Consider the following 25298-nt stretch of genomic DNA (forward strand, 5'->3'; position numbering starts at 1 on the left):
TGTGCTCGACATGACCCAGCACCATCATCAGATCGACCGCCTTCTCGGCATCATGGCGCAGCTGCGCGACCCGGTTTCGGGCTGCGAATGGGACCGCGAGCAGGATTTCTCGACCATCGCCCCCTATACGATCGAGGAGGCCTACGAAGTCGCCGACGCCATCGCCCGTGACGATCTGGCCGACTTGCGCGGCGAACTCGGTGATCTGCTGCTTCAGGTCGTGTTTCACGCCCGCATGGCCGAGGAACTCGGGCACTTCGCTTTCGCGGACGTCGCAGCAGCCATTTCGGACAAGCTGGAGGCGCGCCACCCGCACATCTTTGGTGATGAAACATCGGGCGACGCCCAGACAGAGCGCTGGGAAAAGCTCAAGGCCCAGGAACGCGCGGACAAAGGCGCAACCAGCGCCATAGACGGCGTGGCCATCTCGCTGCCCGCCCTCATGCGCGCCGAGAAGCTTCAGAAGCGCGCCGCACGCGTCGGCTTCGACTGGCCCGACCCCAGCGGTGCGGCCGAGAAGTTGACCGAGGAAATGGGTGAACTGGCCGAAGCCTCCGACGCCGAAAAGCTGGAAGAAGCCGGCGACCTCCTGTTCGCCGCCGTCAATCTCGTCCGCCTAAACGGCATTGCGCCCGAGGACGCCCTGCGCGCCGCCAATGCCAAGTTCGAGCGCCGCTTCCGGGCGATGGAGGCTTTTGCCACCACAGACGGCCGGGATTTTGCGGCGCTCTCACTCGATGAGCAGGAAGGCTATTGGCAGGCCGTCAAGGCGTCAGAGCGCGCCGAAACGGCCTAGTTCGCGCTCGGACAGGCGGACCTGCAAACGCAGCAGAGGCCCCTCCTCACCCTCGCCCGCATCCTCCTCGGACACGACTTCGCCGCGTGCGTGGAGGAATGCCATGCGTTGGCCATCTGCGGCGGGCAGGACGAAAGTGTAGAGCTTCGAATCCTCGGTCAGCGCCAGGCCGACGGTTTCGAGCAGCGCGTCACAGCCCAGACCGGTCAATGCGGAGATCGGCGCGATCGTCTCGCCCTTGCGCTGCGCGATGGTCTCATTGAGTTCGGCGGCCTGCTCCGCGTCCAGCAGGTCCCACTTGTTCCAGACCTCGATCATCGGGATCGCGGGCACGACGTCCTCGTCGTCCGCCGTCTCCTCGCCGGTACCGAGCACGCCCAAGTCGGCCAGCACGTCCAGCACCTGCCGCTTCTGCGCCTCGGTATCGGGATTGGCGATATCGCGAACGTGGAGAATGAGGTCCGCCGCGGTCACTTCCTCCAGCGTCGCGCGGAAAGCCGCGACGAGCTGGGTCGGCAGGTCCGAGATGAAGCCCACGGTGTCCGAAAGGATCGCCTTTTCGACGCCCGGCAGGCGGATCGCCCGCATGGTGGGATCGAGCGTGGCGAACAGGAGATCCTGCGCCATCACTTCGGCACCCGTCAAGTAATTGAAAAGCGTAGACTTTCCGGCGTTCGTATAGCCTACGAGCGCCACCACTGGCCAAGGTGCCTTCTCGCGCCGGTCACGGTGGAGGCCGCGCGTGCGGCGCACTTGCTCCAGTTCGCGGCGGATCTTGCTCATCCGGTCGCGGATCATCCGGCGGTCGGCCTCGATCTGCGTTTCACCCGGGCCGCCAAGGAAGCCGAAGCCGCCGCGCTGACGCTCAAGGTGGGTCCAACTGCGCACGAGGCGGCCGGCCTGATAATCGAGATGCGCGAGTTCGACCTGCAAACGGCCCTCGGCCGTGGCCGCCCGTTCGCCGAAGATCTCAAGGATCAGCCCGGTGCGGTCGATGACCTTGCGCTTGAGCTTTTCCTCCAGATTGCGCTGCTGGATTGCCGACAGCGAACCGTCGACGATAACCAGTTCGGCCTCGTTCAGCTCGCAGGCAACGCCGATATTCTGGATCTGGCCTTCACCGAACAGCGTGCCGGCACGGGGTTCGCGGATCGGAATGGCCATGGCTTCGGCCACAACAAGGCCGATCGCGTGGGCAAGGCCCTTTGCCTCTTCAAGCCGGGCTTCGGGATCGAGGTCAGATCGACCCCGCATTTGCGGATATGCGACGAGGGCACGCGCGCCGCGCGTGACCTCACCCTTCAGTTCATCGTTCAAATCGGTTCAGCTTTTCTCGTCAGTCTTCGTCGGCTTCTTCATGCGCCTGAAGATCGACAGGAGTCACGGGCTGAATCGTCGAAACCGCATGCTTGTAGGCCAACTGAACGTAGCCTTCGCGTTCCAGCAGCATGCAGAACAGGTCATATGCCGCCACGCGGCCCTGAAGCATGACGCCGTTGATCAGGAACATCGTCACCTGAACGCCGGCATTGCGGATGCTGGAGAGGAACACGTCCTGCAGTACGCGGGTCTTCTTGGAGCTTTCCGCACCGTTCGAGAACTGGCGCGCGTCGATCGGCGTCGACGGCATGATCGTCGAGATCGCGTGCTTGTAGACGAGCTGCGACTGACCGTCGCGGCGGAGCAGGATCGAGAAGTTGTCGAACCAGGTCACGATGCCCTGGAGCTTCACGCCCTTGACGAGGAACATGGTGACCGGGGTCTTGTTCTTGCGCAGGAGGTTCAGGAACTGGTCCTGAAGGTTCTGCCCCTTGCCTGCCGAGGTTCCGGCTGCAACGGGAACCGGCGCCTCAGGCGTTTCATCGCCGGGGGCCGGGGTGGGACGAGGACGCGCGGTAAGCGTGCGGCCAGCCATATCTTGCTCCTTTTTTTGGCGCCCCGCTTTTTGCGGGCCGCGATCTGGCCTCTTCCGGGGGGTAGAGGCCGTTTTTGCGAATCGAAACCTATCGACTTGCTGCAATGCAGTAAACGCGAAAAATGTAGCAGTACAATGACACGATCGGAAAGGAATGGGAAATTCCGAGCTAGCTCCCCTCTCCTCCCCCTGTCAGTAAACCTCTCGCAGGCCCGTCGCGATCAGATTTCGTCGTCCACCTCGCCCTCACCTTCGCCCTCGCGCCGCTCGGCCATGCCGAGCAGCTTGAGCTTGCGGTGAAGGGCCGAGCGCTCCATGCCGATGAATGAGGCGGTCTTGGAGATATTGCCCGAAAAGCGCCGGATTTGCAGCCGCAGATATTCCCGCTCAAAGCTTTCGCGAGCCTCGCGCAGCGGCGCGCTCATCATCACCGAGATGCCCGCCTCGCCGCCGGCCCGGTTGCTGAAGATTTCGGGCGGCAGCATGTCCACCTCGATCCGGGCGAGCTTCTCGCGCGGGGCCATGATGACTGTCCGCTCGACCACGTTGCGCAGCTGACGAACGTTGCCCGGCCACTCGTAGGCCTGAAGCGCGGTCATGGCCTCAGCGCTCACTTGCGGCGGCGAAACGCCCTGCTCGTTGGCATAGCGCGCGAAGAAATGATCGATCAGAGAGGGAATGTCGTCCCGGCGTTCGCGCAGCGCCGGGATCGAGACCGGGACCACGTTGAGGCGGTAGAACAAGTCCTCACGGAACCGGCGCTCGATGATTTCCTTTTCGAGATCGCGCGAAGTGGAGGAAACCACGCGCACGTCGACGCGGATCTGGCGGGTGCCGCCCACCCGCACGAAGGCCTGATCGGTCAGCACGCGCAGGATGCGCGCCTGTGTCGAAAGCGGCATATCCGCCACTTCATCGAAATAGAGCGTTCCGCCGTCGGCCATTTCCAGCAGGCCGGGGCGGATCAGCGAGCCCTCGCTCTCTTCGCCGAACAGTTCCTGTTCGAAGCGCTCGGGCGTGATGCGTGCCGAATTGACGCTGACGAAGGCGCTGTCCGCCCGCGCGCTCCAGGCGTGAAGCAGGCGTGCCGCCACTTCCTTGCCCGAACCGGCCGGTCCGGTGATCAGTAGGCGGCTGCCGGTGTTGGCGACACGCTTGAGCGTCGCGCGCACCTGGTTGATCGAGCCGCTCGAACCGGTGAACTCCTCCCCCATGGTGAAGTCGGAGCGGAGCTGGGCATTTTCGCGGCGCAGGCGCTCGGTCTCGGTGGCACGGCCGACGAGGTGAAGCAGCTTTTCGGCTTCGAAGGGCTTCTCGATGAAGTCCACCGCGCCCCGGCTGATCGCGGCGACGGCCGTGTCGATGTTGCCGTGGCCCGAGAAAATAATGACCGGCAAGCCCGGTTCGCGCGCCTTGATCGCATCGAGCACTTCCAGACCGTCCATCGGGCTGCCGTGAAGCCAGACATCGAGCAGTACCAGCGACGGGCGGCGGGCGTCGATCGCGGCCAGTGCCGCTTCGCTGTCACCGGCGGTGCGGCATTCATAGCCTTCGTCGCTCAGCACACCCGCGACCAGTTCGCGGATGTCGCGCTCGTCGTCGACGATCAGGATTTCGAGGGCCATGACACTATCTTCTTGGACTTGAATGGATGGGAATGCGGGCGGCGTGCCGATTTCATTCGGCGGCCTCCGCCTTGCGTGCTTGCGCCGTGGGATCGATGGCGAAGCGCATGGTTACCGTGGTGCCGCCGCCCGGCGTCGGCAGGAACTGCATTTCGCCGCCGTGCTCCTCGATGATCTTGTTGACGATCGCGAGGCCGAGGCCGGTGCCCTTTTCGCGCGTGGTGACATAGGGTTCGATGATCCGCTCACGATCCTGCGTGAGGCCGATGCCGTTATCAGCCACGCGCACGAGGATCGCTTCGGGCAGTGCATCGACCCCGACGGCAATAGTTCCGTGATAGCCTTCCGGCGCATCCTTGGCCTTGGCCTCGATCGCCTCCACCGCGTTCTTGAGCACGTTGGTCATCGCCTGCCCGAACTGGTGGCGATCGCAATCGATGCTGCCGATGTCGGGATCGCTGGTGAAGCGGAAATTGATGTCGGGCCGGGCCACTTCCTGCAGGAACAGGGCCTGCCGCGTCAGCGCGACCGGATCCTCGTTGCGGAACACCGGCTTGGGCAAACGCGCGAACGAGGAGAACTCGTCCACCATCTTGCGAAGCTCGCCCACCTGCCGGATGATCGTGCGGGTAAGGTCTTCGAACAGTTCGGGATCGTCGATGATCTGCTTGCGATAGCGGCGGCTGAGGCGTTCGGTCGCCAGTTGGATCGGGGTCAGCGGGTTCTTGATCTCATGCGCGATGCGGCGCGCCACGTCCGACCATGCAGCAGTGCGCTGGTCGAGCAATTGCCGCGTGATATCCTCGAACGTGAGCACGTGGCCGGTGGCATCGCGGGTCACCTTCACAGCGAAAGTCAGCAGATCGCCCTTGCGGTGATACTGGACGAGCCCGCCCGAACTGCTCTGGTCGATCAGCGCGGCGAACTGCGGCGCAAGATCGTCCAGCGGCAAGTCTTCGGGCGCCTGCGGAAGATCGGTCAGCAGCTTCAGGGCGGTGCTGTTCATCAGCAGGATCCGCCGCTGGTTGTCGACCGAGATGATCCCCGAGGTCACCGATTCGAGCACCGCCTCGATAAACACGCGGCGTTCGTGAAGCTGGCGATTGGCCCCCAGCAGCGCCTGGGTCTGCTTCTCCAGCTGCGCCGTCATGCGGTTGAAGGCACGATTGAGCAGGCCGATCTCGTCCGTGCCGGTGCGTCCTTCAAGCCGCAACGCGAAGTTGCCGCTGCCCACGGTCCGCGCGGCGTCGACCAGTTCGTAGAGCGGTTTGACCTGCCGGTCCGCGAACCGCAGCGCGACCCACACCGCCAGTCCGACCAGCGCCAGCGAAGCGATGAACAGCGCGATGTTGAAGCGTAATTGCAACACCCGGGCGCGACTGGTCAGCACCTCGTAGGCCTGAACGATATTTTCCGCGTTCTCCGCCCGTTGGCCCTGACTCAGCGCCAGCAGGTCGTTGCTTCGGGCGGCATAGAGATAGACGCCGGACTGCCGCTCGATCGGCACGGCCGCGACGATCCGGTTTGCATCGGTGGTCACGACATAGGGCTCGCCCTTCTGGAGCCGCTGCTGCACGTCCTGCCCGATCCGCTTGGAATCGGACTTTCCATCCGGATCGACAATGATGGGCGTCCGCTGGCTGCCGTCTCCAGCCACCTGGATCAGCGCGGCGACGGAAAGGTTCCGGCGGAACACCTGATCGGCAAAGAAGGCCTGAAATTCGCGGCTCGCGACCGGATATTCGCCCAGCATGACGCGCGTGTCCTGCGCCATGGCGACCGATTCGTAGCCTACGTCGCGCTGCGTCTGCTCATAATAGCCACGTGCCAGCTTGTTGGCGTTTTCCAGCAGCCCGCGCGAGGAATCGGAGAACCAGAACTCGACGCCGGACTGGAACAGCCACGAGGCGAAGACCACCACCAGCAGCGTCGGCACCGCGGCGATCAGCGAGAAGATGAACACCATGCGGACGTGCATCTGCCCGGTGCCGCCAATGTGTTCTGCCGCGCGGCGCAGGGCGATGCGGCGCCCGAACAGCACGAGGATCGCCATGGCCGGAACCAGCGTTGCGATCAGCAGCGTGGCCGTGAGATTGGACGGCAACAGGGCGCGCTTGTCGTCCCCGTTGTCCAGCGCCATCCAGGTCGCCGCCGTCATGCCGAGCAGGAAGGCGAGGACCGAGACCACTTCCATCACGGCAAAGAAGTTCGCCCGGCGCGCCGCAATCTGGACACGCCGCCACCAACGCGGCCAAGCGCGCTTGCGGACCTTGATTTCGCTCATCGTGGCCAAGTTACAACGCTAGTGTTGCCGGTTTGCAAGAGCAAATCCATCAAGGCTGGATCATGAACGACGGGTGAATTCCTCAGGATCGAGCGCGAGTTCGCTGAGGCGCTTGCGCAAGGTGTTGCGATTTATGCCCAATGCCTGCGCAGCGCGCAGCTGGTTGCCACCCGTTTCGCGCAACACTTCCGAAAACAGCGGACGCTCAAAAGCCGCCACGGCGGCTTCGTAGATCGTTCCGCTCGCGGGCCGCTCCGCCGCGAGCCAGCGCGACACGGCACCGGCGATTCCGTCGCCGCTGTCCGTACCGCTCCAGTCGTCCGGTGCATGGCCGGAGCCATTGGCCGGGACGGCGCCTTCGGGCACGAGCAGAGCCTGCACGCTCTCGGTATCGATCAGGTCCTCACGCGCGAGCAGCGCGAGGCGGTAGATGAAGTTCTTGAGTTCGCGGACATTCCCGCGCCACGCCTGCCGCGCCAGCAATTGCGCCGCCTCCGGGCTGAGCTGGCGGCGCGGCAGCCCTTCCCCAGCGGCAAGCTGGAGAAAATGGCGAGCCAGCACGTCGATGTCGTCCCGCCGCTCGCGCAGCGGCGGCATGTGGATCGGGACGACATTGAGGCGGTAATAGAGATCCTCGCGGAAGCGCCCGGCGGCGATCTCGGGTTCGAGATCCTTGTTGGTGGCCGCTACGATGCGGACATCGAGCCGCACTTCCTCGCGCCCGCCCACGCGCCGCACGGTCCCCGACTGGAGCGCGCGCAGCAGCCGGGTCTGCGCCTGCATCGGCATGTCGCCGATCTCGTCGAGGAACAGCGTACCGCCCGAAGCCTGCTCGAACTTGCCGACATGACGCGCGACAGCGCCGGTGAAGGCGCCCTTTTCGTGGCCGAAAAGCTCGCTTTCAATGAGATCGGCAGGGATCGCGGCAGTGTTGACGGCAATGAACGGCCCACCCCGGCGGTGGCCCAGATTGTGAATCGCCTCGGCAACGAGTTCCTTGCCGGTCCCCGATTCGCCCAAGATCAGCACGGTCAGATCATTGCGCAGCACCCGCGTAATCATCCGGAACACGGACTGCATGGCGACACTGCGGCCGACCAGCGGCAACCCGTCGCCCAGCGGCTCGTCGCCTGCCGGGGAAAGCCCCTTCCCCGCTCCCGCCGCCTGGCGGACCGTGCGCGCCAGTTCGTCGATGTCGAAGGGCTTCGGGAAGTATTCGAAGGCGCCGGTATCGCTCGCCCGCACGGCGGTATCGAGCGTGTTCTGTGCGGAGAGGATGATGATCGGCATCATCGGATGGGCATCGCGCACGCGGCCGATCGTCTCGATACCGTCGCCGTCAGGCAGCATGACATCGGTGACCAGCGCGTCGAAGCAGCCATCTTCCAGCATCTGGTCGCGCTCGGCGATGGTCTGGCAATGGACGACGGAGAACCCCTCCGCCTCAAGCGCAGCGGTAATGACGATGGCGATCGAGACGTCGTCCTCGACCAGCAGAACACTCATGGCGCGACCTTCCTCCTGCTTGCCCGCCCGCGCGTTTCGCGCGCCAGCGGCAGGTGCACGCGGAAATGCGTGAGCCCCGCCTCGTCGTCGCGCTCGTGCGTGATGCGCCCGTTCATGTCGCGAACGAGTTTACGCACCAGCGGCAGGCCAAGCCCCTGTCCCGCCTTCTTGGTGGTGACGAAGGGCTCGAAGATATGATCGCGCATTGCTGCATCGACGCCGGGGCCGTTGTCGGTGACGCGCAGCTCGACGGGAAGCCGCACAGGCTCGCCCGAATCGGTGGTGTGAAGCTGAAGGCCGCTGGCAAAGCGCGTGCGGATCACCACGCGGGGCTCTGCCTCGCCCTGACAGGCCTCGCGCGCATTGGAAACGAGGTTGATGATCACTTGCGCCAGCGCGTCTGAACTGCCGAGAACGGCGGGCAGCGAAGGATCGAATTCCTCGACGATGCGCACGGCCGTTGCCGTGTTTTTACGGGCCGTGCTTTCATGCGCCGTCGCAATCACGTCGATCGCGCGGCGCGCGGCCTCGTGCAGGTTGCAGGGTTCGACCGGCGGCGTGGTCCGGCGCGACAGCTTCTGCATGCGCTCGATCAGATTGGCTATGCGGTCGACTTCGGACGTGATCAGCTCAGTAAGCGCAATGTCCCGCTCACCCGCATGGCGCGAAAGCAGCTGCGCGGCACCGCGAATGGCCGCCAGCGGGTTCTTGATCTCATGCGCCATGATCTCGGGACCGCGCAGGACAGCATTGTCCGCACTTCCCGAATCGTCGCCCATGGCCTCGGTCGCGCTGTTGTCGTGGATCGTCAGCACCTGCCAGCCCGGCGTATCGGCAACCGGCGCGACGTTCACGTCGATCCGCCGCACGCCGCGCCCCCGGATCGAGACTGTGACCTCGCGCGCGGAAACAGGCGTCTCGTAATCGTCGAGCCGCTCCAGCAGACGCCCGTCAGGCACCGTCATCACATCGCGCAGCGGACTACCGGTAAGACGCCGCAGCGACTGCCCGAAGAACTGCTCCGCCGCCGGGTTGAGCGACGCGATCCTGAGGCCGGGTTCAAGCACGACAACGGCGAGCGGCAGGCTGGCCATGAGCCGCCCGACATCCGGTCGTGCATTGACCGGCGCGAGGTTCATGCGGCCTGGCGTTGCAGGACGTTCGCCTCGCGCGGCTCATCCCGGAATGGCGCATAGAATTCGGCCAGCATGGCCAGAACCACGTCGGGATCGTCGACGAAGTTCACGCGGTTGCGGAACTCGGCCGATCCCTTGATGCCCTTTACGTACCAACCAAGATGCTTGCGCGCCATCTTCACGCCGGTTTCGCGGCCGTAGTGGGAGAGCATCTCTTCGTAATGTTCGCGGATGATCTCGTACTGCGCGCCGAAGCCGGGCTCCGCAAGCAGGCCGTTGCCGCGCCACCACTGCATGACCTGCGCAAGGGCCCAGGGCTTGCCATAGGCACCGCGCCCGATCATCAGCCCGTCCGCGCCGGATTGGTCTAGCGCCTTGGCGGCATCGCCAATCTCGCAAATGTCGCCGTTGACGATGACGGGGATCGAAACCGCGTCCTTCACCTTGCGCACGAAGCTCCAGTCGGCAGAGCCCTTGTACATCTGGTTGCGGGTGCGGCCGTGCACGGTAATCATCTTCGCGCCCAGATCCTCGGCAATGCGTGCGAGTTCCGGGGCGTTCAGGCTGTCATGACACCAGCCCATGCGCATCTTGACGGTGACGGGCACTTTCACGGCCTTGACCGTGGCCTCGATCAGGCGCGTCGCCAGCGGCACGTCGCGCATCAGCGCCGAGCCGGCATCGCCGTTGACGACCTTGCGTACCGGGCAGCCCATGTTGATGTCGATAATGGCCGCGCCGCGATCCTCGACCAGCTTGGCCGCCTCGCCCATCTGTTCCGGATCGCAACCGACAAGCTGCATCGAAACCGGGTCTTCTACCGGATCCCACATCGCCTTCTGAAGCGAAACGCGAGTCTCACGGATGGCGGCCGGACTGGCGATCATCTCGGTGACATTGAGGCCCGAACCGAAGCTACGGACCATGCGCCGGAACGGCAGGTCCGAAACCCCCGTCATCGGCGCGAGCACGACCGGGCAGTCGATCCTTACCGGTCCGACCTCGATCGGCGTGACTGCCGGTGGCGTGGGAAGTTCGTTCATAAGCGAGCTCGAAATTGCCTTAAAAATGTCACGTGCCCTGAAAACGCAGCGTGCCTAAAAAACAGGCAGCGCATAGTGGATTGCCCTCGCGACGGCAAGCGATTACCGGCGAGCACAATGTCGCACGACCAGACAATTCCGCATCAGCGAACTGAAGACGGGCAAAAGGTGGCAGCGATCGTCGTTGCCGCCGGTCAGGGCCTGCGGGCCGGGCAGCCTTTGCCCAAGCAGTTCGCGCTCTGGCGCGGCAAGCCGGTGCTTCGCCATTCGGTCGAGGCGCTCAGCGGCGCAGGCGTTGCGCCGATCGTGGTGGCTATCCCCGAAGGCGCCGATGCGCTGGTTCGCGAAATTCTCGCCGGGATCAAGGACATCCAGCTTACGACGGGCGGTGCCTCGCGGCAGGAATCGGTGCGACTCGGCCTTGAAGTTCTGGCCGGTTCCGCGCCCCACCTCGTGCTCATCCACGACGCCGCCCGTCCGATCCTGCCCGCTGCCGTCATCGACCGGCTGACCGCCGCGCTCGGACATCATGACGGTGCGATCCCGGTACTGCCGGTGGTCGACAGCCTTGCCCATGCCGAATGCGGCGATAGCGGCGAAACGATGGGCGCCCCGGCCCGGCGCGAAGCCTTGCGGCGGGTGCAGACCCCTCAGGCCTTCCGATTCGCCGGGATCCTCGCCGCTCACCGCGCGTGGGAAGGCCCCGCCACCGCCGGGGACGATGCCCAGGTCGCACAGGCGGGCGGTCTCGAAATCGCGCTCGTCGAAGGAGACGAAGCCTTGCACAAGCTGACTTTCGCCGCCGACTTCACCCCATCCACGCCGCCGATCCGCGTCGGCACCGGCTATGACGTCCACCGCCTCGAAGCGGGTGAGGAACTCTGGCTTTGCGGCGTGAAGATCGAGCATACGCGCGGCCTCTCCGGCCACAGCGACGCGGACGTGGCCATCCATGCTCTCGTCGATGCGCTGCTGGGCGCAATCGGCGCGGGTGACATCGGCCAGCACTTCCCGCCGAGCGATCCGCAATGGAAAGGCGCCGCGTCCGACCGCTTTCTGGCGCATGCCGGAAAACTGGTGGGCGAGGCCGGCTACATGCTCGCCAATGCCGACGTGACGATCATCTGCGAGGCGCCCAAGATCGGGCCGCACCGGCAGGCCATGCGCGCAAGACTCGCGGAAATCCTCGGTGCAGACATTGCCGCGATCAGCGTCAAGGCAACCACTACCGAGAAACTGGGTTTCACCGGACGAGCCGAAGGCATTGCCGCGCAGGCGGCGGTCAGCCTCGTCCGGATCTAGGAGCGCTCAACATGGCCCATCGCAAGATTCTGTCGCTCACTGTGGCCCTGCTCGCGCCCGTCATGGCGCTGGTGCCCGGCATGGCGCAGGCCGCCGAAGCGACCTGCCTGACCCGGGGCGAGGCGCAAGCGCTGTTCAGCTACGCGCTCCCGCAAGTCATATCGGGCACGTCCAAGCGCTGCCAGCAAGTGCTGCCCGCCAATGCCTATCTGCGCACGCACAGCGACGAACTGGTCGCCCGCTACGCCTCGCAAAAGGGCCGCTACTGGCCCGAAGCCAAGGCCGCCTTCCTCAAGCTCGGCGAAGGCCAGAGCGCGGACGTGGCCAAGTTTGCACGCAACCTGCCTGACGATTCGCTGCGCCCGCTCGTCGACATCACTGTCGAAGGGCTGGTCTCGCAGAACCTTCCGCTCAAATCATGCGACCGCATCGATCTCGCGATCGACCTGCTGTCGCCCCTGCCGCCCGAGAACACTGCCGGACTGATCGCCCTGATCGTCGAAGCCACCGCCAAGGCCCGGGACATTGCCCCCGCCGATGTCGGGGACAAGGCCAGGATCGCCGGGCTGACCCTTTGCAAGGACTGACATGCCGAACACCCTCCTCTTCCCGCAGGATCTCTATGACCTCGCGGAGCGCGTGATTACCGAGAACAAGGCGATCGGGCGCAAGGTCGCCGTGGCGGAAAGCTGCACCGGCGGGCTCGTCTGCGCCGCGCTGACCGAAGTGCCGGGCTCCTCCGCCGTGCTCGATCGCGGGTTCATCACGTATTCGAATGAGGCCAAGCAGGAACAGCTCGGCGTGCCCGCCGACATCATCGACACGCTGGGCGCGGTCTCCCCGGCGACGGCCTGGGCGATGGCGCAAGGCGCGATCACCCACAGCCGTGCCGACGTCGCCGTGGCGATCAGTGGTATCGCCGGCCCCGATGGCGGCAGCGAGTTCAAGCCGGTCGGCACCGTGGTCTTCGCCCGTGCGGAGCGCGGTGAGGAAGATGTGAATGCGGAGCAAAAGCAGCTCGATGGCACCGGCCGCGCCGAAATCCGGCATCAGGCCGCGCTCATCGCGCTCGAACTGCTGCTGCCGGGCAGCGAGTAACTGCAAAACCGGGTTAGGTGATCCCAAGGTACGCCTTGGGTCACTTTAGGTGCCGCTGGGAAAACTGACCGAACTGGGCGGCCGCAGGCCGCTCAGCTGGTCTGCGGTTCGCCGTAGAGATCGTGCGCCCGCGCTTCGAAGGCGGCGACCATCTTACGGAAAGCCTTGTCGAAGTACTGTCCGGCCAGCTTCTCGAACAGGGCGTTGCGGAAGCTGAAACGCACATCGAACTCCACGTCGCAGCTATGCGCGTCGACCGGATGGAAGGTCCAGCAGTTGTCGAGGTCCTTCATCGGGCCATCGACATAGTGTACTTTGATCTCGCGCGGACGGACCTTCTCGACGCGTGAGGTGAACTTCTCCCGCAGCGCCTTGAAGCCCACCAACATGTCCGCGATCATCTCGGTCCCGGTATCGGACTTGACGCGCGTGGCCACCACCCAGGGCAGGAATTCCTGATAACGACCCACGTCGGCGACGAGGTCGAACATCTGTTCGGCGCTATAAGGCAGCCGGTAGACTTCATGGATTCCGGGCACGGTCAGGCCTTGGTCGTCGCAGCTTTGGAGGTACGGAGCATCAACGAGCCGCTCCGGCCCCAGCCTTCGCCAGCTTGGCCTCGCGCGCGGCGCGCATTTCGGCGAAGTCCTTGCCAGCATGGTAGCTCGAACGCGTCAACGGCGAGGAGGCCACTTGCAGGAAGCCCTTGGCACGGGCGATGGCGCCATAGGCATCGAACGCCTTGGGCGTGACGAATTCTTTGACCTCCGCATGCTTCGGCGTCGGGCGCAGGTACTGGCCCATGGTCAGGAAATCGATGTCGGCGCAGCGCATGTCGTCCATCACCTGATGGACTTCCAGACGCTCTTCACCAAGGCCGAGCATCACGCCGGACTTGGTGAAGATCAGCGGGTTATGCGCCTTCACCTCTTCCAGCAAACGCAGCGAAGCGTAGTAACGCGCACCAGGGCGAATGGTCGGGTAGAGGCGGGGCACGGTCTCGAGATTGTGGTTGTAGACGTCCGGACCCGCGGCCACGATCGCCTCGACCGCGCGGCGCATCTTGCCGCGGAAATCGGGCGTCAGAATCTCGATGGTCGTGTTGGGAGTCGCGGCGCGCAGGGCCTGAATCACCTTCACGAACTGGTTGGCGCCGCCATCGGGAAGATCGTCGCGATCGACCGAGGTGATGACGATGTGCTCAAGGCCCGTTTTCACGGCCAGTTCGGCGACATGCTCGGGCTCAAGCGGATCGACACGCCCTGGCATGCCGGTCTTCACGTTGCAGAACGCACAGGCGCGCGTGCAGGTATCGCCCAGAATCATCACCGTGGCGTGCTTCTTGGTCCAGCACTCGCCGATGTTGGGACATGCCGCCTCTTCGCAAACCGTATTGAGCTTGAGATCGCGCATGAGCTGGCGAGTTTCGCCATATTCCTTGCTGGTCGGCGCCTTGACGCGGATCCAGTCTGGCTTGCGCTGACGTTCAGGCTTCTGCTCGGGGCTCGGCACGGAGGAGAGGTCGTTCATGGGGCCCAGATAGTCGCAAGCTTGCCGGCTTGCCAGTGCGAATATCCGCTCTATGGGTTGCGTGCGCATCAATGGAGGACCCGATGACCGTTTCACCCACAGAATCAAACGCTCCAGAAAACCGCGTCCTCGACAACCTGATCGCCGGATATCGCCGCTTCCGCGACTCGGGCTGGACCCCTCATCGCGAGCGTTGGGCACGCCTGAGCGAAGGCCAGCAGCCGGAAATCATGATCGTCGCCTGTTCGGACAGCCGCGTGGATCCCTCGCAGATATTCGACGTCGATCCCGGTGAAATCTTCGTGGTCCGCAATGTCGCCGCGCTGGTGCCGCCCTTCGAGACCAATCCCGGCCATCACGGCGTCTCCGCCGCGCTCGAATTCGCGGTGCAGGTGCTGAAGGTGAAGGAAATCGTGGTCATGGGCCACGGAATGTGCGGCGGCTGCAAGGCGGCCCTCACACAGGAACTGCGTGGAACCGAGCCGGGCGAAGGCGGATTCATCGCCGACTGGATATCCATGCTCGACGACGCCCGCGCCCCGGTCGCGGCCGAGTTCGGCATCACCGGCCGTCCGGCCGAACGCGAGATGGAGCAGGCCGCGGTGCGCGTAAGCCTCGACAACCTGATGACCTTCCCTTGCGTACGCCACAAGGTGAAGAACGGCGAACTCAAGCTGCGCGGCACGTTCTTCGCGATTTCCGATGGCGAACTGCACCTGATGGACGACGACACCGGAAAGTTCGCACCGGTTCGCTGACGCCTTTCATCGGCGAACAGAACGGCGACAAACGAAAAGGGCGGCGGGATAACCCGCCGCCCTTTCATTTTGCACCGAAACCGCCGGATCAGGCAGCGGGGCGTGCACCCTTGCCGGCAGCATAGGCCGACCACAGCTTGGCGATCGACGAACGCTTGTCGGTAACCTTGGCAAGGGTCGCCTGCGCTTCAGCGTTCTTGCCCTGCATCGCCTGCGCCATGCCGAGGCGCAGGTTGGCCTTGTTGGCATCGACACCGGGCTTGGCGAGCGCGGCCTTGAAGAGTTCTTCGGCCTTGTCGTACTGGCTGTAGCTGAGGAACACGTCCGCAGCGGTCATCACCTGCGCGGCAGTGGCTCCGGGCTTCAGGGCATCACGCTCGGTTGCGGGCAGCGAGGCCTTGTCGGCCGGAACGCGCGAGGCGCTGTTGGCGCGGTCGGCGCCCACTTCGGCCTGGGTCAGCAGACCCTTGGCAAGGCCCTGGTCCATGACCTTGAGCGCTTCACCCGGATAGGCGCGCGGATCGGCATCTTCGAGGTATTCGAAGTAGTCGCGCTTGTCCTTCATGCCGCCGCTGATGAACATCAAGCGCATGAGGTCAAGGTTGTCCGACTTGTCGAACGAGCCCAGCTGGCGCACGATCGAGGTCGAAATATTCCACGTCTCGTCGCGCGGATAATACTGCACCAGCAGCCCGGCATATTCGGCCGAAGCATCAAGCTGCTTGGCGTTGTAAGCCTGCTGGAGAACGCTGCGCAGCGAAGATTCGCTGGGCGCGACGCCCTTGGCGCGGGCCGCGTCGATGTCGGCCTTGGCCATCGCCATCGCCGCTTCGGGGTTGTTGCCGCGCTTGTAGGATTCCGCCAGAATCATGTCGAGCTGGCCCTGCGGATCCTGATAGCCGGCGTCCTTGGCCTGCTTCAGGTACGTCGCCGCATTGGCGTAGTCCTTGAGGTTGAAAGCGTTGACGCCCGCGTCAAAGTAGGTCGAACCGGCCGAAGTCGCCGGGATCTTGCCGCTCGCGATCATCATCTGCACGCCGCTCTGCTTGAACGCGAGGTCCTGCGCGAGCACGCCATAGGTGCGGATCAGCTGACCAAGCGCAAGCTTGTCGTCAGGCGTCGTCGCGCTGGGAATGGCGGCTTCCATCGCAGCCTTGCCGTTGCCGCCGAGCGCGGTGTCGATGCTCGACTTGGCGGCCGGGAAAGCATCCGGACCTGCGCCTTGCGGAAGTGCCGCAGTTGCCGCGTTGACGGCCTTTTCAATGGGACCGGCAGCCTTGATGAAGGCATCCGAGTACTTGGCCGCGTCTGCCTTCTTGGCGTCCTTGGCGGACGCCGCAGCCGGCACCATGGCAACCGCCATGCCGCCACTCAGGGCCACGGCGAGGGCAATTCGGGAAATCAGGAACTTGCGAGCCATCAAGGCCAACTCCTCAACAAGACACATACGGTCGCGCCGCGAACAGCGGCACCGCATAAAGCGCCGCGCCGGTTTGGCGTCGAAATGGTCGCTTGGCAACCTCGGCGCCCGATTAGATGTACGCCGCTTAACGCTGATTGAATGCGTTTCGTCGCAAGCTTTCCGGGTTTGCAGCGCGCCGGTTTGCTCCGCACACTCCATAAGTGTGGAAAAAGGAACGCTTGACCCCCTCGCCCAGCGCGTTCCGGTGGCTTTCGCCTTACGCATGCCCTAGGGCGATCCATCATCCCTTGTCCCGCAGCAACGAACGATCCAGCGCGTGAGCGACGACACCGACATTCCAGAGCAGAACGGTCCCGGACACCCCGGTCCCGAAGGCGAATACACCCGCATCGACATCGTCGATGAGATGAAGACGAGCTATCTCGATTACGCGATGAGCGTGATCGTGAGCCGCGCGCTTCCGGACGTGCGCGACGGCCTCAAGCCCGTGCACCGCCGCATTCTCTATAGCTGCCACGAAGCGGGCTATGTTGCCGGGCGTCCTTACCGCAAGTCGAGCCGTATCGTCGGTGACGTCATGGGTAAGTATCACCCGCATGGCGACAGCGCGATCTACGACGCGCTGGCGCGCATGACGCAGCCATGGTCGCTCCGCGTTCCGCTGATCGACGGCCAGGGCAACTTCGGCTCGATGGACCCCGATCCGCCGGCCGCCATGCGTTACACCGAAGCGCGTCTCGACAAGGTGTCGAACGAGCTTCTGGCCGATATCGAAAAGGCCACGGTCGACTTCGCCGACAACTACGACGGTTCCGAAAGCGAGCCGACCGTGTTGCCGGCGCGCTTCCCGAACCTGCTGATCAATGGCGCCGGCGGTATAGCCGTCGGCATGGCCACGAACATTCCGCCGCACAACCTCGGCGAAGTGATCGACGGCTGCCTTGCCATGATCGACAATCCGGCCGTCACGATCGAAGAACTGATCCAGATCATTCCGGGTCCGGACTTCCCGACCGCGCCGCTGATCCTCGGCCAAGGTGGTGCGCGCAATGCGTACCTCACCGGTCGCGGCTCGATCATCATGCGCTGCCGCCATGAGATCGAGGAAGGCCGCGGCGATCGCCGCTCGATCGTGCTGACCTCGATTCCCTATCAGGTCGGCAAGGCCGGCCTCGTCGAGAAGATCGCCGAAGCCGCCAAGGACAAGCGGATCGACGGCGTTGCGGACATCCGCGACGAATCGAACCGCGAAGGCATGCGCGTCGTCATCGACCTCAAGCGCGATGCCACGCCGGAAGTCGTGCTCAATCAGCTCTGGCGCAACACCCCGGCGCAGTCGAACTTCGCGGCCAACATGCTGGCCATCAAGAACGGCCGCCCCGAAGTCCTCAACCTGCGCGATATCATCCAGGCCTTCATCCAGTTCCGTGAGGAGGTCATCACCCGCCGCACCAAGTTCGAACTGAACAAGGCGCGTGACCGGGCACATATCTTGCTGGGCCTAGTCGTCGCGGTTTCGAACCTCGACGAAGTGGTGAAGATCATCCGCAGCGCGCCGAACCCGGCCGAGGCACGGTCCCGCCTGCTGACGCGCGAATGGCCGATCGGCGATATCGCGCCCTATATCCGCCTCGTCGAGGCGATCGAGCCCAGCGCCGAGCAGGATGGCGGATCCTACCGCCTATCCGAGATCCAGGTGAAGGCGATCCTCGACTTGCGTCTGCACCGCCTGACGGCGTTGGGCCGCGACGAGATCGGCGACGAGCTCAAGGAACTGGCCACCGCAATCGAGGAATACCTCTCGATCCTCGCCGACCGCGTGAAGCTTTACGGCGTCATGCGCGGCGAACTGGTTGCCGTGCGCGAACTCTATGCCACCCCGCGCGTGTCGGTGTTGACCGGCGCTGCCGAGGGCATCGAGGACGAGGACCTGATCGAGCGTGAGGACATGGTCGTTACCGTGACCATGGACGGCTATATCAAGCGCACCCCGCTCTCGACCTTCCGGGCTCAGAACCGTGGCGGCAAGGGCCGCGCCGGCATGGCGACGAAGGACGAGGACGTGGTGACGACGATGTTCGTCACGTCCACGCACAACCCGGTGCTGTTCTTCTCGACCGCCGGCAAAGTCTATCGCCTCAAGGTCTACAAGCTGCCCGAAGGCGGCCCGACCACGCGTGGCCGCCCGATCGTCAACCTCCTGCCCGCACTGGACAAGGACGAGACGATCCAGACCGTGCTCGCCCTCCCCGAGGACGAGAAGGAGTGGAGCAAGCTCTCGGTCGTCTTCGCGACGGCCAAGGGCAATGTGCGCCGCAACTCGATGGACGCCTTCGCGAACATCCCGTCGAACGGCAAGTTCGCGATGAAGTTCGAGCCCGATGCGGACGGCACGCCCAACGACGATCGTCTGATCGGCGTGGCCTTGCTTTCCCACTCGGACGACGTTCTGCTGGCAAGCCGTCAAGGCAAGGCCATCCGCTTCGCCGGCGATCTGGTGCGCGAATTCGCAAGCCGTACGTCCACGGGCGTGAAGGCCATGACGCTGAAGGACGATGACGAGGTCATCTCGCTCTCGATCCTGCACCGCGTCGGCGTGCAGGACCAGGAAGAGCGCGAGGCCTACCTCCGCTTCGCACCCTGGAAGGGCGAGAAGGAAGGCGAAAGCTCGCTCGACGCCGAGCGTTTCGACTACCTTGTCGAAAAGGAGCAGTTCATCCTCACCGTCTGCGCCAACGGTTACGGCAAGCTGTCCTCGGCCTACGAATATCGCCGCACCGGCCGTGGCGGTCAGGGCATCACCAATATCGACAACATCGCCCGCAACGGTCCGGTTGTCGCCAGCTTCCCGGCGACTCGTGCCGACCAGCTCATGCTGGTGACCGATCAAGCCAAGCTGATCCGCCTGCCGCTCGATTCGCTCCGCGTGATCGGTCGCGGCTCGGCCGGCGTACGCCTGTTCAACGTCTCCGGCGATGAGCATGTGGTGAGCGCCGTGCGTCTCGACGAGGCCGATGAGGATGTCGTCGAAGGCGAAGGCACCGAAATCGAAGCCGGCGCATCCGAAGCGCCGGAAACGCCGGACGAGGCCCCGGAAACCGAAGCGTGAGCGACTCGATCGCCTACAAGATCCTGACCGGCGAGCAGCTCCAGCAGCTGCTCGCCGAAGGGGTTTTCACCGGCGCACCGATCGACAAGGCTGACGGCTACATTCACATGTCCACTGCCGCGCAGGCACAGGAAACGCTGGAAAAGCACTTTTCCGGCCAGACCGGCCTCGCCCTTGCCGCCGTCGATCTCGATCTGCTCGGCGATGCGGTGAAGTGGGAAGTCTCGCGCGGCGGCGCACTTTTTCCGCATATCTACGCAGATCTGCCGCTATCGGCCGTCGTTGCGCACGCTCCCGTCACTTATGCCGAGGACGGTAGGCTGCTCTTTCCGGCCTGAATTTTCGGCCTGAATCTCCGGGGAACAGCGCGACTACGCGTTCGCCGGAGACGACCTTGCCCTTCCCCATCGCGCCGCAAAGGTCTAGGCGCAACCGCCATGACTTATGACGTTCACATCATCGGCGGCGGCCTTGCCGGCAGCGAAGCCGCCTGGCAGCTTGCCCGTCGCGGCTTCAAGGTTCGCCTCTCGGAAATGCGCGGCGCTTCGGCGGACAAGGGCGGCGAAAGAAGCCCGGCCCATCAGGGCGATGGCCTGGCCGAACTGGTCTGCTCCAACTCTTTCCGTTCCGACGACGACGAGAAGAATGCCGTCGGCCTGCTCCACCACGAGATGCGCCGCTGCGATTCGCTGATCATGGCGGCCGCGGCCAAGGCGCAGGTTCCCGCCGGTTCCGCGCTCGCGGTCGACCGCGACGCCTTCTCGGCCGAAGTGGAGTCGCGGCTTGCCGCCCTGCCCAACCTCGACGTCGTGCGCGAACGGATCGACGTACTTCCACAAGCAGGCACCACGATCGTCGCCACCGGCCCGCTGACCGCCGAATCGCTGGCCCACAGCATCGGCGCGGCGACCGGGGCCGACAGCTTGGCCTTCTTCGATGCCATCGCACCGATCGTCTACAACGATTCGATCGACATGGACGTATGCTGGATGGCCTCGCGCTGGGACAAGGGCGAGACCAAGGACTACATCAACTGCCCGATGAACAAGGAGCAGTACCTAGCCTTCCATAAAGGCCTCGTCGAAGGCGAGAAGACTTCGTTCAAGGAATGGGAAGCGAATACACCCTACTTCGACGGCTGCATGCCGATCGAAGTCATGGCCGAACGCGGCGTCGAAACGCTGCGTTTCGGGCCGATGAAGCCGGTCGGGCTGGATAATCCGCACTGGGCGACCCCTGAACACCCGAATGGCCGCTGGGCCTACGCCGTCGTCCAGCTGCGGCAGGACAACAAGCTGGGCACGCTGTGGAACATGGTCGGCTTCCAGACCAAGCTGAAGCACGCCGAGCAGGTGCGCCTGTTCCGCACCATTCCGGGCCTTGAGAATGCCGAATTCGCCCGCCTCGGCGGCCTGCATCGCAACACTTTCATCAATTCGCCGGTCCTGCTCGACCGCCAGCTGCGCCTCAAGACCGCGCCGCACGTGCGCTTCGCGGGCCAGATCACCGGTTGCGAAGGCTATGTCGAAAGCGCGGCGGTCGGCCTGATGGCCGGCCTGATGACGGCGACCGAACTGACGGGTCGCGAATGGCAGGCCCCGCCACGCACGACCGCGCTCGGCGCCCTGCTCTCGCACATCACCGGCGATGCCGAAGCCGAGCATTATCAGCCGATGAACGTCAACTTCGGCCTCTTCCCGCCGCTCCATGACGTGAAGAAGAAGCAGCGCAAGGAAGCCTATACCGAGCGCGCCAAGGAAGAGATCGCCCCCTGGCTGGCAGACCTGACGCCCGCATAACTCAGGGTTTGCACGAACACTTCGGTTTCGGCTTGGGAGGGGGCGGCGCGGTCGCGCGGAATTCGTCCGGGGTCAGGATCTCGTCGTGGTTGGCATCGGCACGGTCGAACTTGTCGACCGTCGCCACGGCCCATTCCTCGAAAGTCAGCAGATTGTTGCCGTCCTTGTCGAGCTTGCGGAATGCCGCTGTGCGCGTCGAGAGCATTTCCTGGCGGCTGATCTTGCCATCGCGGTTGAAATCGTAACGCGCGAAGCGGCGCTGCTCCCGGGTGAGCGGCGTCGCTTCGGGCAGTTCCGGACCCGCCAGATTTTCAAGATCGGCACTGGGAATGTCGGTTGGATGAGGCTGCGGCTTGGCCGCGACCGGAGGAGGCGCCGCCTTTTCCACTTCGGCACGCCCCTGCCACCAGAACAGTCCCAGCGATAGCAGCAGTAGCACCGTCACGCCGCCGAGGATGAAGCGCTGCATCGCAATCTCCCTGAAATTGCGCGGCTTATCCACTCGGCTTCGCGCCGCAGGGAAATTACATGTCTGTTATCGCTGCAAATTCAGCGACCGAGCAGGCCGATCCGCATGGCCTTGAGCACGGTTCGCGCCGAGCCTTGCCCGCCGCTCGCCATGTTCTCGCGCGCCAGCCCTTCCAGCACCGCAAGCGGCCTGAGCAAGCGTGACACCCGCCGCGCGGGCCGCCCTTGTTCGGCTTGGGCAAGACGGCGCACGACCACGCTTTCGCCCGGATGGTTCAGCTTCGTCGCAAGGTCGGCCAGTGCCCAGCGCCGTCCGAGAGTTCGCGCGGCGTCAACCTCACCCTCACGGCCCAGTGCATGGGCAAGGCCCGCAAAGGCAGCGGCGCGGCCATCGACCATCTCTTCCAGTGCAGAGGGAGCGAGCGGCGCTTCCCCGGTCAGCGCTTCCCAACCATCGACAAGCGCCACGAGAGCCGTATGCGCGCCATTCCAGCTTCGAAGCGCGGCCAGCAAGGGCTCACCCTCCGGCCATTCGCTGGCATCGCGCGCCAGCGTCTCGCGCCACCAGGCGAGACGGATCTGCGCCATCATCGGTTCTCGCGAGTGCCGCAGCAGGCCCGCAAGCCGCTGGTCGAGCGCCAGCAGCGCCAGCGTCGGCAACCTTGCGCGCGACGGCGCATAGGCCAGCGCAAGCCGCATGGTCTGCGGCAATGCGGGAAGGAGCAGGTCTTCGGGACGACTTTCGGGGGCGGATGGCTCGGACACGAGGCCTCTCTAGCCCCCATGGTCTGCCGCGCAAGCCCGTAACGCAAAACGGCGGCGAAGCCTTCGCTTCGCCGCCGTCTTACTTGTCAGCGCTTACGCCAAATCGGCACCAGGGCCTTAACGATAGCAGACTTTGCGCACTGCCTCGACGATGCGCGGCGTGTCGATCAGCGCGAGCTTTTCGAGGTTCGCCGCGTAAGGCAGCGGCACGTCCTCGTTGCAGACGCGAACCACTGGGGCGTCGAGGTCGTCGAAGCCGTCTTCCATGCAGATCGCCGAGATTTCCGAAGCGATCGAGCAGACCGGGAAACCTTCTTCGGCAACCACGATGCGGTTGGTCTTCGCAAGGCTGGCCAGCACCGTTTCCTTGTCGAGCGGGCGCAGGGTGCGCAGGTCGATGACTTCGGCATCGATGCCTTCACCAGCCAGCTGCTCGGCGGCTTCGAGCGCAAGGCCGACGCCGATCGAGTAGGACACGATGGTCACGTCCTTGCCTTCACGCATGATGCGCGCCTTGCCGATCGGCAGGACGTGATCGTCAAGCTCGGGCAGTTCGAACGTGCGACCGTAGATCAGCTCGTTCTCAAGGAAAACGACCGGATCTTCGCTGCGGATCGCTGCCTTGAGCAGGCCCTTGGCATCCGAAGCGTCGTAAGGCGCGATCACGATCAGGCCGGGAACGTTGGCGTACCACGGACCGTAGTTCTGCGAGTGCTGCGCACCCACGCGCGAGGCCGCACCGTTCGGACCACGGAACACAATCGGGCAACGCATCTGGCCGCCCGACATGTAGTTGGTCTTGGCGGCCGAGTTGATGATGTGGTCGATCGCCTGCATGGCGAAGTTGAACGTCATGAACTCGATGATCGGACGCAGGCCGCCCATGGCGGCGCCGGTGCCGATGCCGGCAAAGCCGTATTCGGTGATCGGCGTGTCGATCACGCGGCGCGGGCCGAATTCTTCAAGCAGCCCCTGGGTCACCTTGTAGGCGCCCTGGTACTCGGCCACTTCCTCACCCATCACGAAGATGCGGTCGTCGCGGCGCATTTCCTCGGCCATGGCGTCGCGCAGAGCTTCGCGCACGGTCGAGGTCTTCATGTTGGTGCCGAAGGGGATCTCGGGATCCTTCTTCGCAGCGACCGGAGCCGGCGCCGAAGCGGCAGCAGCGGGCGCGGCTTCGGCTGCGGGGGCAGCCTCTGCCTTCGGAGCGGGCGCGGAAACCGCCGAAGCGTCCTCGCCCTCACCGGCGAGAACGGCAATCACGGTGCCGACCTTCACACCCTCGGTGCCCTCAGGCACGAGGATCTTGCCGATGGTGCCTTCGTCGATGGATTCGAATTCCATCGTGGCCTTGTCGGTCTCGATTTCGGCGAGGATGTCACCCGAAGTGACTTCGTCGCCTTCCTTCACCAGCCAGCGGGCAAGCTTGCCCTCTTCCATCGTCGGAGAGAGCGCCGGCATCTTGAGTTCGATCGCCATCAGTAGCGCTCCACCAGGACGTCAGTATAGAGTTCAGCAGCTTCGGGTTCGGGCGAATTTTCGGCAAAGTCGGCCGATTCCGCCACGGCAGCGCGGACGCGCTTGTCGATTTCCTTGAGCGCGGCTTCGTCCACGCCCATGGCCAGCAACTCGGTCTTAGCGTGGTCGATCGGATCGCGCTTCTCACGCACGTCCTGCACTTCCTCGCGGCTGCGATACTTCGCAGGGTCCGACATCGAGTGGCCACGGTAACGGTAAGTGTTCAGCTCCATAAGCACCGGGCCATTGCCGGCACGCACATATTCGAGCGCCACTTCGGCTGCCTTGCGGACTTCGAGCACGTCCATGCCGTCGACCTGCATGCCGGGAATCCGGAACGCGGTGCCGCGACGATAGAAGTGCGTCTCGGCCGAGCCGCGCTTCACGGCAGTGCCCATGGCATAGCCGTTGTTCTCGATCACGAAGATGATCGGAAGCTTCCAGAGAGCCGCCATGTTGAAGCTCTCGTAGACCTGGCCCTGGTTGGCCGCGCCGTCGCCGAAGTAGGCCATCGCGACGCCGCCGTCTTCACGGTACTTGTGCGCGAAAGCGAGGCCTGCGCCGAGCGAGACCTGCGCACCGACGATGCCGTGTCCGCCGTAGAACTTATGGTCCACGCTGAACATGTGCATCGAGCCGCCCTTGCCGCGCGAGATACCGGCCGCACGGCCGGTCAGCTCGGCCATGATCAGCTTGGGATCGATGCCGTAGGCAAGCATGTGGCCGTGATCGCGATAACCGGTGATGACCGAGTCGCGGTTGGAATCGAGCGCGGACTGAAGGCCCACGGCAACGGCTTCCTGGCCGATGTAGAGATGGCAGAAACCGCCGATCAGGCCGAGGCCGTAAAGCTGGCCCGCCTTTTCCTCGAAGCGGCGAATGAGCAACATCTGCTCATAGAAGTGGAGCAGTTCTTCCTTGCTGGGCGTGTAGCGCTTGTCGGCTTCCAGTGATTCCTGGAGGCTGTGCAGCGCAAAGTCTTCGTCCTGTGCCGGTACTGCGGCTGGCTCGGCGCCGGACCCGGCGTCACTCTTGGCTTTGGGCAACGGGACTCCCCATCGTTGGTGCGATTGATTTCTCGCCGCTTATAGGACGCCGCGCGGAAATCGAAAGCACGATGACGGAAATTTGCCGTATTCAGCACAAAAATTATGGCAAATGGAAATGTTGCATCGCAGCATGGAAATCGAGCCGGGCCAATACCTAAGCCCGAAAACCGACGG

22 protein-coding genes are annotated in these 25298 nt (G+C 64.4%); 8 read left to right on the forward strand and 14 right to left on the reverse strand.

Features of this window, described 5'->3' with window-relative positions; all coding sequences use genetic code 11:
- Positions 1-10: 10 nt before the first annotated feature.
- Positions 11-796, forward strand: a complete 786-nt coding sequence (gene mazG, locus EDF56_RS04000; protein ID WP_132385405.1) for a nucleoside triphosphate pyrophosphohydrolase — start codon at positions 11-13, stop codon at positions 794-796.
- Here the strand turns inward: mazG and hflX are convergent.
- The 7 genes from hflX to dusB form a co-directional block, all read right to left on the reverse strand.
- The gene (hflX, locus tag EDF56_RS04005; protein WP_207904612.1) at positions 773-2113 is read right to left on the reverse strand and encodes a GTPase HflX; all 1341 of its coding nucleotides are present in this window, start codon (positions 2111-2113) and stop codon (positions 773-775) included. The genes mazG and hflX overlap by 24 nt on opposite strands.
- A gap of 19 nt (positions 2114-2132) precedes the next feature.
- Positions 2133-2711, reverse strand: a complete 579-nt coding sequence (gene hfq / locus EDF56_RS04010; RefSeq protein ID WP_132385407.1) for an RNA chaperone Hfq — start codon at positions 2709-2711, stop codon at positions 2133-2135.
- Positions 2712-2932: 221 nt separating this feature from the next.
- A complete protein-coding gene (locus EDF56_RS04015) occupies positions 2933-4336 on the reverse strand; it encodes a sigma-54 dependent transcriptional regulator (RefSeq protein WP_132385408.1) in 1404 nt (467 codons plus the stop codon).
- Between the two features lie 52 nt (positions 4337-4388).
- Entirely contained in the window at positions 4389-6620 is a 2232-nt protein-coding gene (locus EDF56_RS04020) for an ATP-binding protein (RefSeq protein WP_132385409.1), read from the reverse strand.
- 60 nt (positions 6621-6680) lie between these two features.
- Complete coding sequence (locus EDF56_RS04025) at positions 6681-8126, reverse strand: sigma-54 dependent transcriptional regulator (RefSeq protein ID WP_132385410.1); 1446 nt, start codon at positions 8124-8126, stop codon at positions 6681-6683.
- A complete protein-coding gene (locus tag EDF56_RS04030; protein ID WP_132385411.1) occupies positions 8123-9265 on the reverse strand; it encodes an ATP-binding protein in 1143 nt (380 codons plus the stop codon). The genes EDF56_RS04025 and EDF56_RS04030 overlap by 4 nt, the downstream gene beginning before the upstream one ends.
- Positions 9262-10305 (reverse strand): tRNA dihydrouridine synthase DusB, encoded by a 1044-nt coding sequence (dusB, locus tag EDF56_RS04035; protein ID WP_132385412.1) that lies wholly within the window; start codon positions 10303-10305, stop codon positions 9262-9264. The genes EDF56_RS04030 and dusB overlap by 4 nt, the downstream gene beginning before the upstream one ends.
- Before the next feature lie 117 nt (positions 10306-10422).
- Here dusB and EDF56_RS04040 point away from each other — a divergent pair, with 117 nt between their 5' ends.
- From EDF56_RS04040 to EDF56_RS04050, 3 genes are read left to right on the forward strand one after another with little or no spacing between them, the layout of a single operon-like run.
- A complete protein-coding gene (locus tag EDF56_RS04040) occupies positions 10423-11607 on the forward strand; it encodes a bifunctional 2-C-methyl-D-erythritol 4-phosphate cytidylyltransferase/2-C-methyl-D-erythritol 2,4-cyclodiphosphate synthase (RefSeq protein WP_132385413.1) in 1185 nt (394 codons plus the stop codon).
- An 11-nt stretch (positions 11608-11618) separates the two neighbouring features.
- Positions 11619-12194, forward strand: a complete 576-nt coding sequence (locus tag EDF56_RS04045; RefSeq protein WP_207904613.1) for a hypothetical protein — start codon at positions 11619-11621, stop codon at positions 12192-12194.
- 1 nt (position 12195) lies between these two features.
- Entirely contained in the window at positions 12196-12705 is a 510-nt protein-coding gene (locus tag EDF56_RS04050) for a CinA family protein (RefSeq protein WP_132385414.1), read from the forward strand.
- A gap of 92 nt (positions 12706-12797) precedes the next feature.
- On the opposite strand, the gene EDF56_RS04055 is transcribed toward EDF56_RS04050, so the two are convergent.
- The gene (locus EDF56_RS04055; RefSeq protein WP_132385415.1) at positions 12798-13244 is read right to left on the reverse strand and encodes a type II toxin-antitoxin system RatA family toxin; all 447 of its coding nucleotides are present in this window, start codon (positions 13242-13244) and stop codon (positions 12798-12800) included.
- A 40-nt stretch (positions 13245-13284) separates the two neighbouring features.
- A complete protein-coding gene (gene lipA, locus EDF56_RS04060; protein ID WP_132385778.1) occupies positions 13285-14235 on the reverse strand; it encodes a lipoyl synthase in 951 nt (316 codons plus the stop codon).
- Between the two features lie 83 nt (positions 14236-14318).
- Between lipA and EDF56_RS04065 the strand changes: the two genes are divergently transcribed.
- Positions 14319-14993, forward strand: coding sequence for a carbonic anhydrase (locus tag EDF56_RS04065; RefSeq protein WP_132385416.1), 675 nt, complete (start codon positions 14319-14321; stop codon positions 14991-14993).
- Between the two features lie 88 nt (positions 14994-15081).
- Here the strand turns inward: EDF56_RS04065 and EDF56_RS04070 are convergent, their stop codons facing one another.
- Complete coding sequence (locus tag EDF56_RS04070) at positions 15082-16413, reverse strand: hypothetical protein (protein ID WP_132385417.1); 1332 nt, start codon at positions 16411-16413, stop codon at positions 15082-15084.
- 319 nt (positions 16414-16732) lie between these two features.
- Here EDF56_RS04070 and gyrA point away from each other — a divergent pair, with 319 nt between their 5' ends.
- The 3 genes from gyrA to trmFO all read left to right on the forward strand — a co-directional run bounded on the left by gyrA (position 16733) and on the right by trmFO (position 21324).
- Positions 16733-19525, forward strand: coding sequence for a DNA gyrase subunit A (gene gyrA, locus EDF56_RS04075; protein ID WP_132385418.1), 2793 nt, complete (start codon positions 16733-16735; stop codon positions 19523-19525).
- Positions 19522-19863, forward strand: coding sequence for a DUF952 domain-containing protein (locus tag EDF56_RS04080; protein ID WP_132385419.1), 342 nt, complete (start codon positions 19522-19524; stop codon positions 19861-19863). Before gyrA ends, EDF56_RS04080 begins: the two co-directional genes overlap by 4 nt.
- A 99-nt stretch (positions 19864-19962) precedes the next feature.
- Positions 19963-21324, forward strand: a complete 1362-nt coding sequence (gene trmFO / locus EDF56_RS04085; RefSeq protein ID WP_132385420.1) for a methylenetetrahydrofolate--tRNA-(uracil(54)-C(5))-methyltransferase (FADH(2)-oxidizing) TrmFO — start codon at positions 19963-19965, stop codon at positions 21322-21324.
- A gap of 1 nt (position 21325) precedes the next feature.
- Here trmFO and EDF56_RS04090 read toward each other — a convergent pair whose 3' ends face one another.
- The 4 genes from EDF56_RS04090 to pdhA form a co-directional block, all read right to left on the reverse strand.
- Positions 21326-21793, reverse strand: coding sequence for an EF-hand domain-containing protein (locus EDF56_RS04090; RefSeq protein ID WP_132385421.1), 468 nt, complete (start codon positions 21791-21793; stop codon positions 21326-21328).
- Between the two features lie 80 nt (positions 21794-21873).
- Entirely contained in the window at positions 21874-22557 is a 684-nt protein-coding gene (locus EDF56_RS04095) for a hypothetical protein (protein ID WP_132385422.1), read from the reverse strand.
- A 117-nt stretch (positions 22558-22674) separates the two neighbouring features.
- Positions 22675-24036: a pyruvate dehydrogenase complex E1 component subunit beta gene (locus EDF56_RS04100; RefSeq protein ID WP_132385423.1), complete on the reverse strand. Its 1362-nt coding sequence runs from the start codon at positions 24034-24036 to the stop codon at positions 22675-22677.
- Positions 24036-25121 (reverse strand): pyruvate dehydrogenase (acetyl-transferring) E1 component subunit alpha, encoded by a 1086-nt coding sequence (pdhA, locus tag EDF56_RS04105; protein ID WP_132385424.1) that lies wholly within the window; start codon positions 25119-25121, stop codon positions 24036-24038. Before pdhA ends, EDF56_RS04100 begins: the two co-directional genes overlap by 1 nt.
- Between the last annotated feature and the right edge of the window lie 177 nt (positions 25122-25298).

It is taken from the genome of Novosphingobium sp. PhB165, from assembly GCF_004341845.1.
In the GTDB taxonomy this organism is placed as follows: domain Bacteria; phylum Pseudomonadota; class Alphaproteobacteria; order Sphingomonadales; family Sphingomonadaceae; genus Novosphingobium.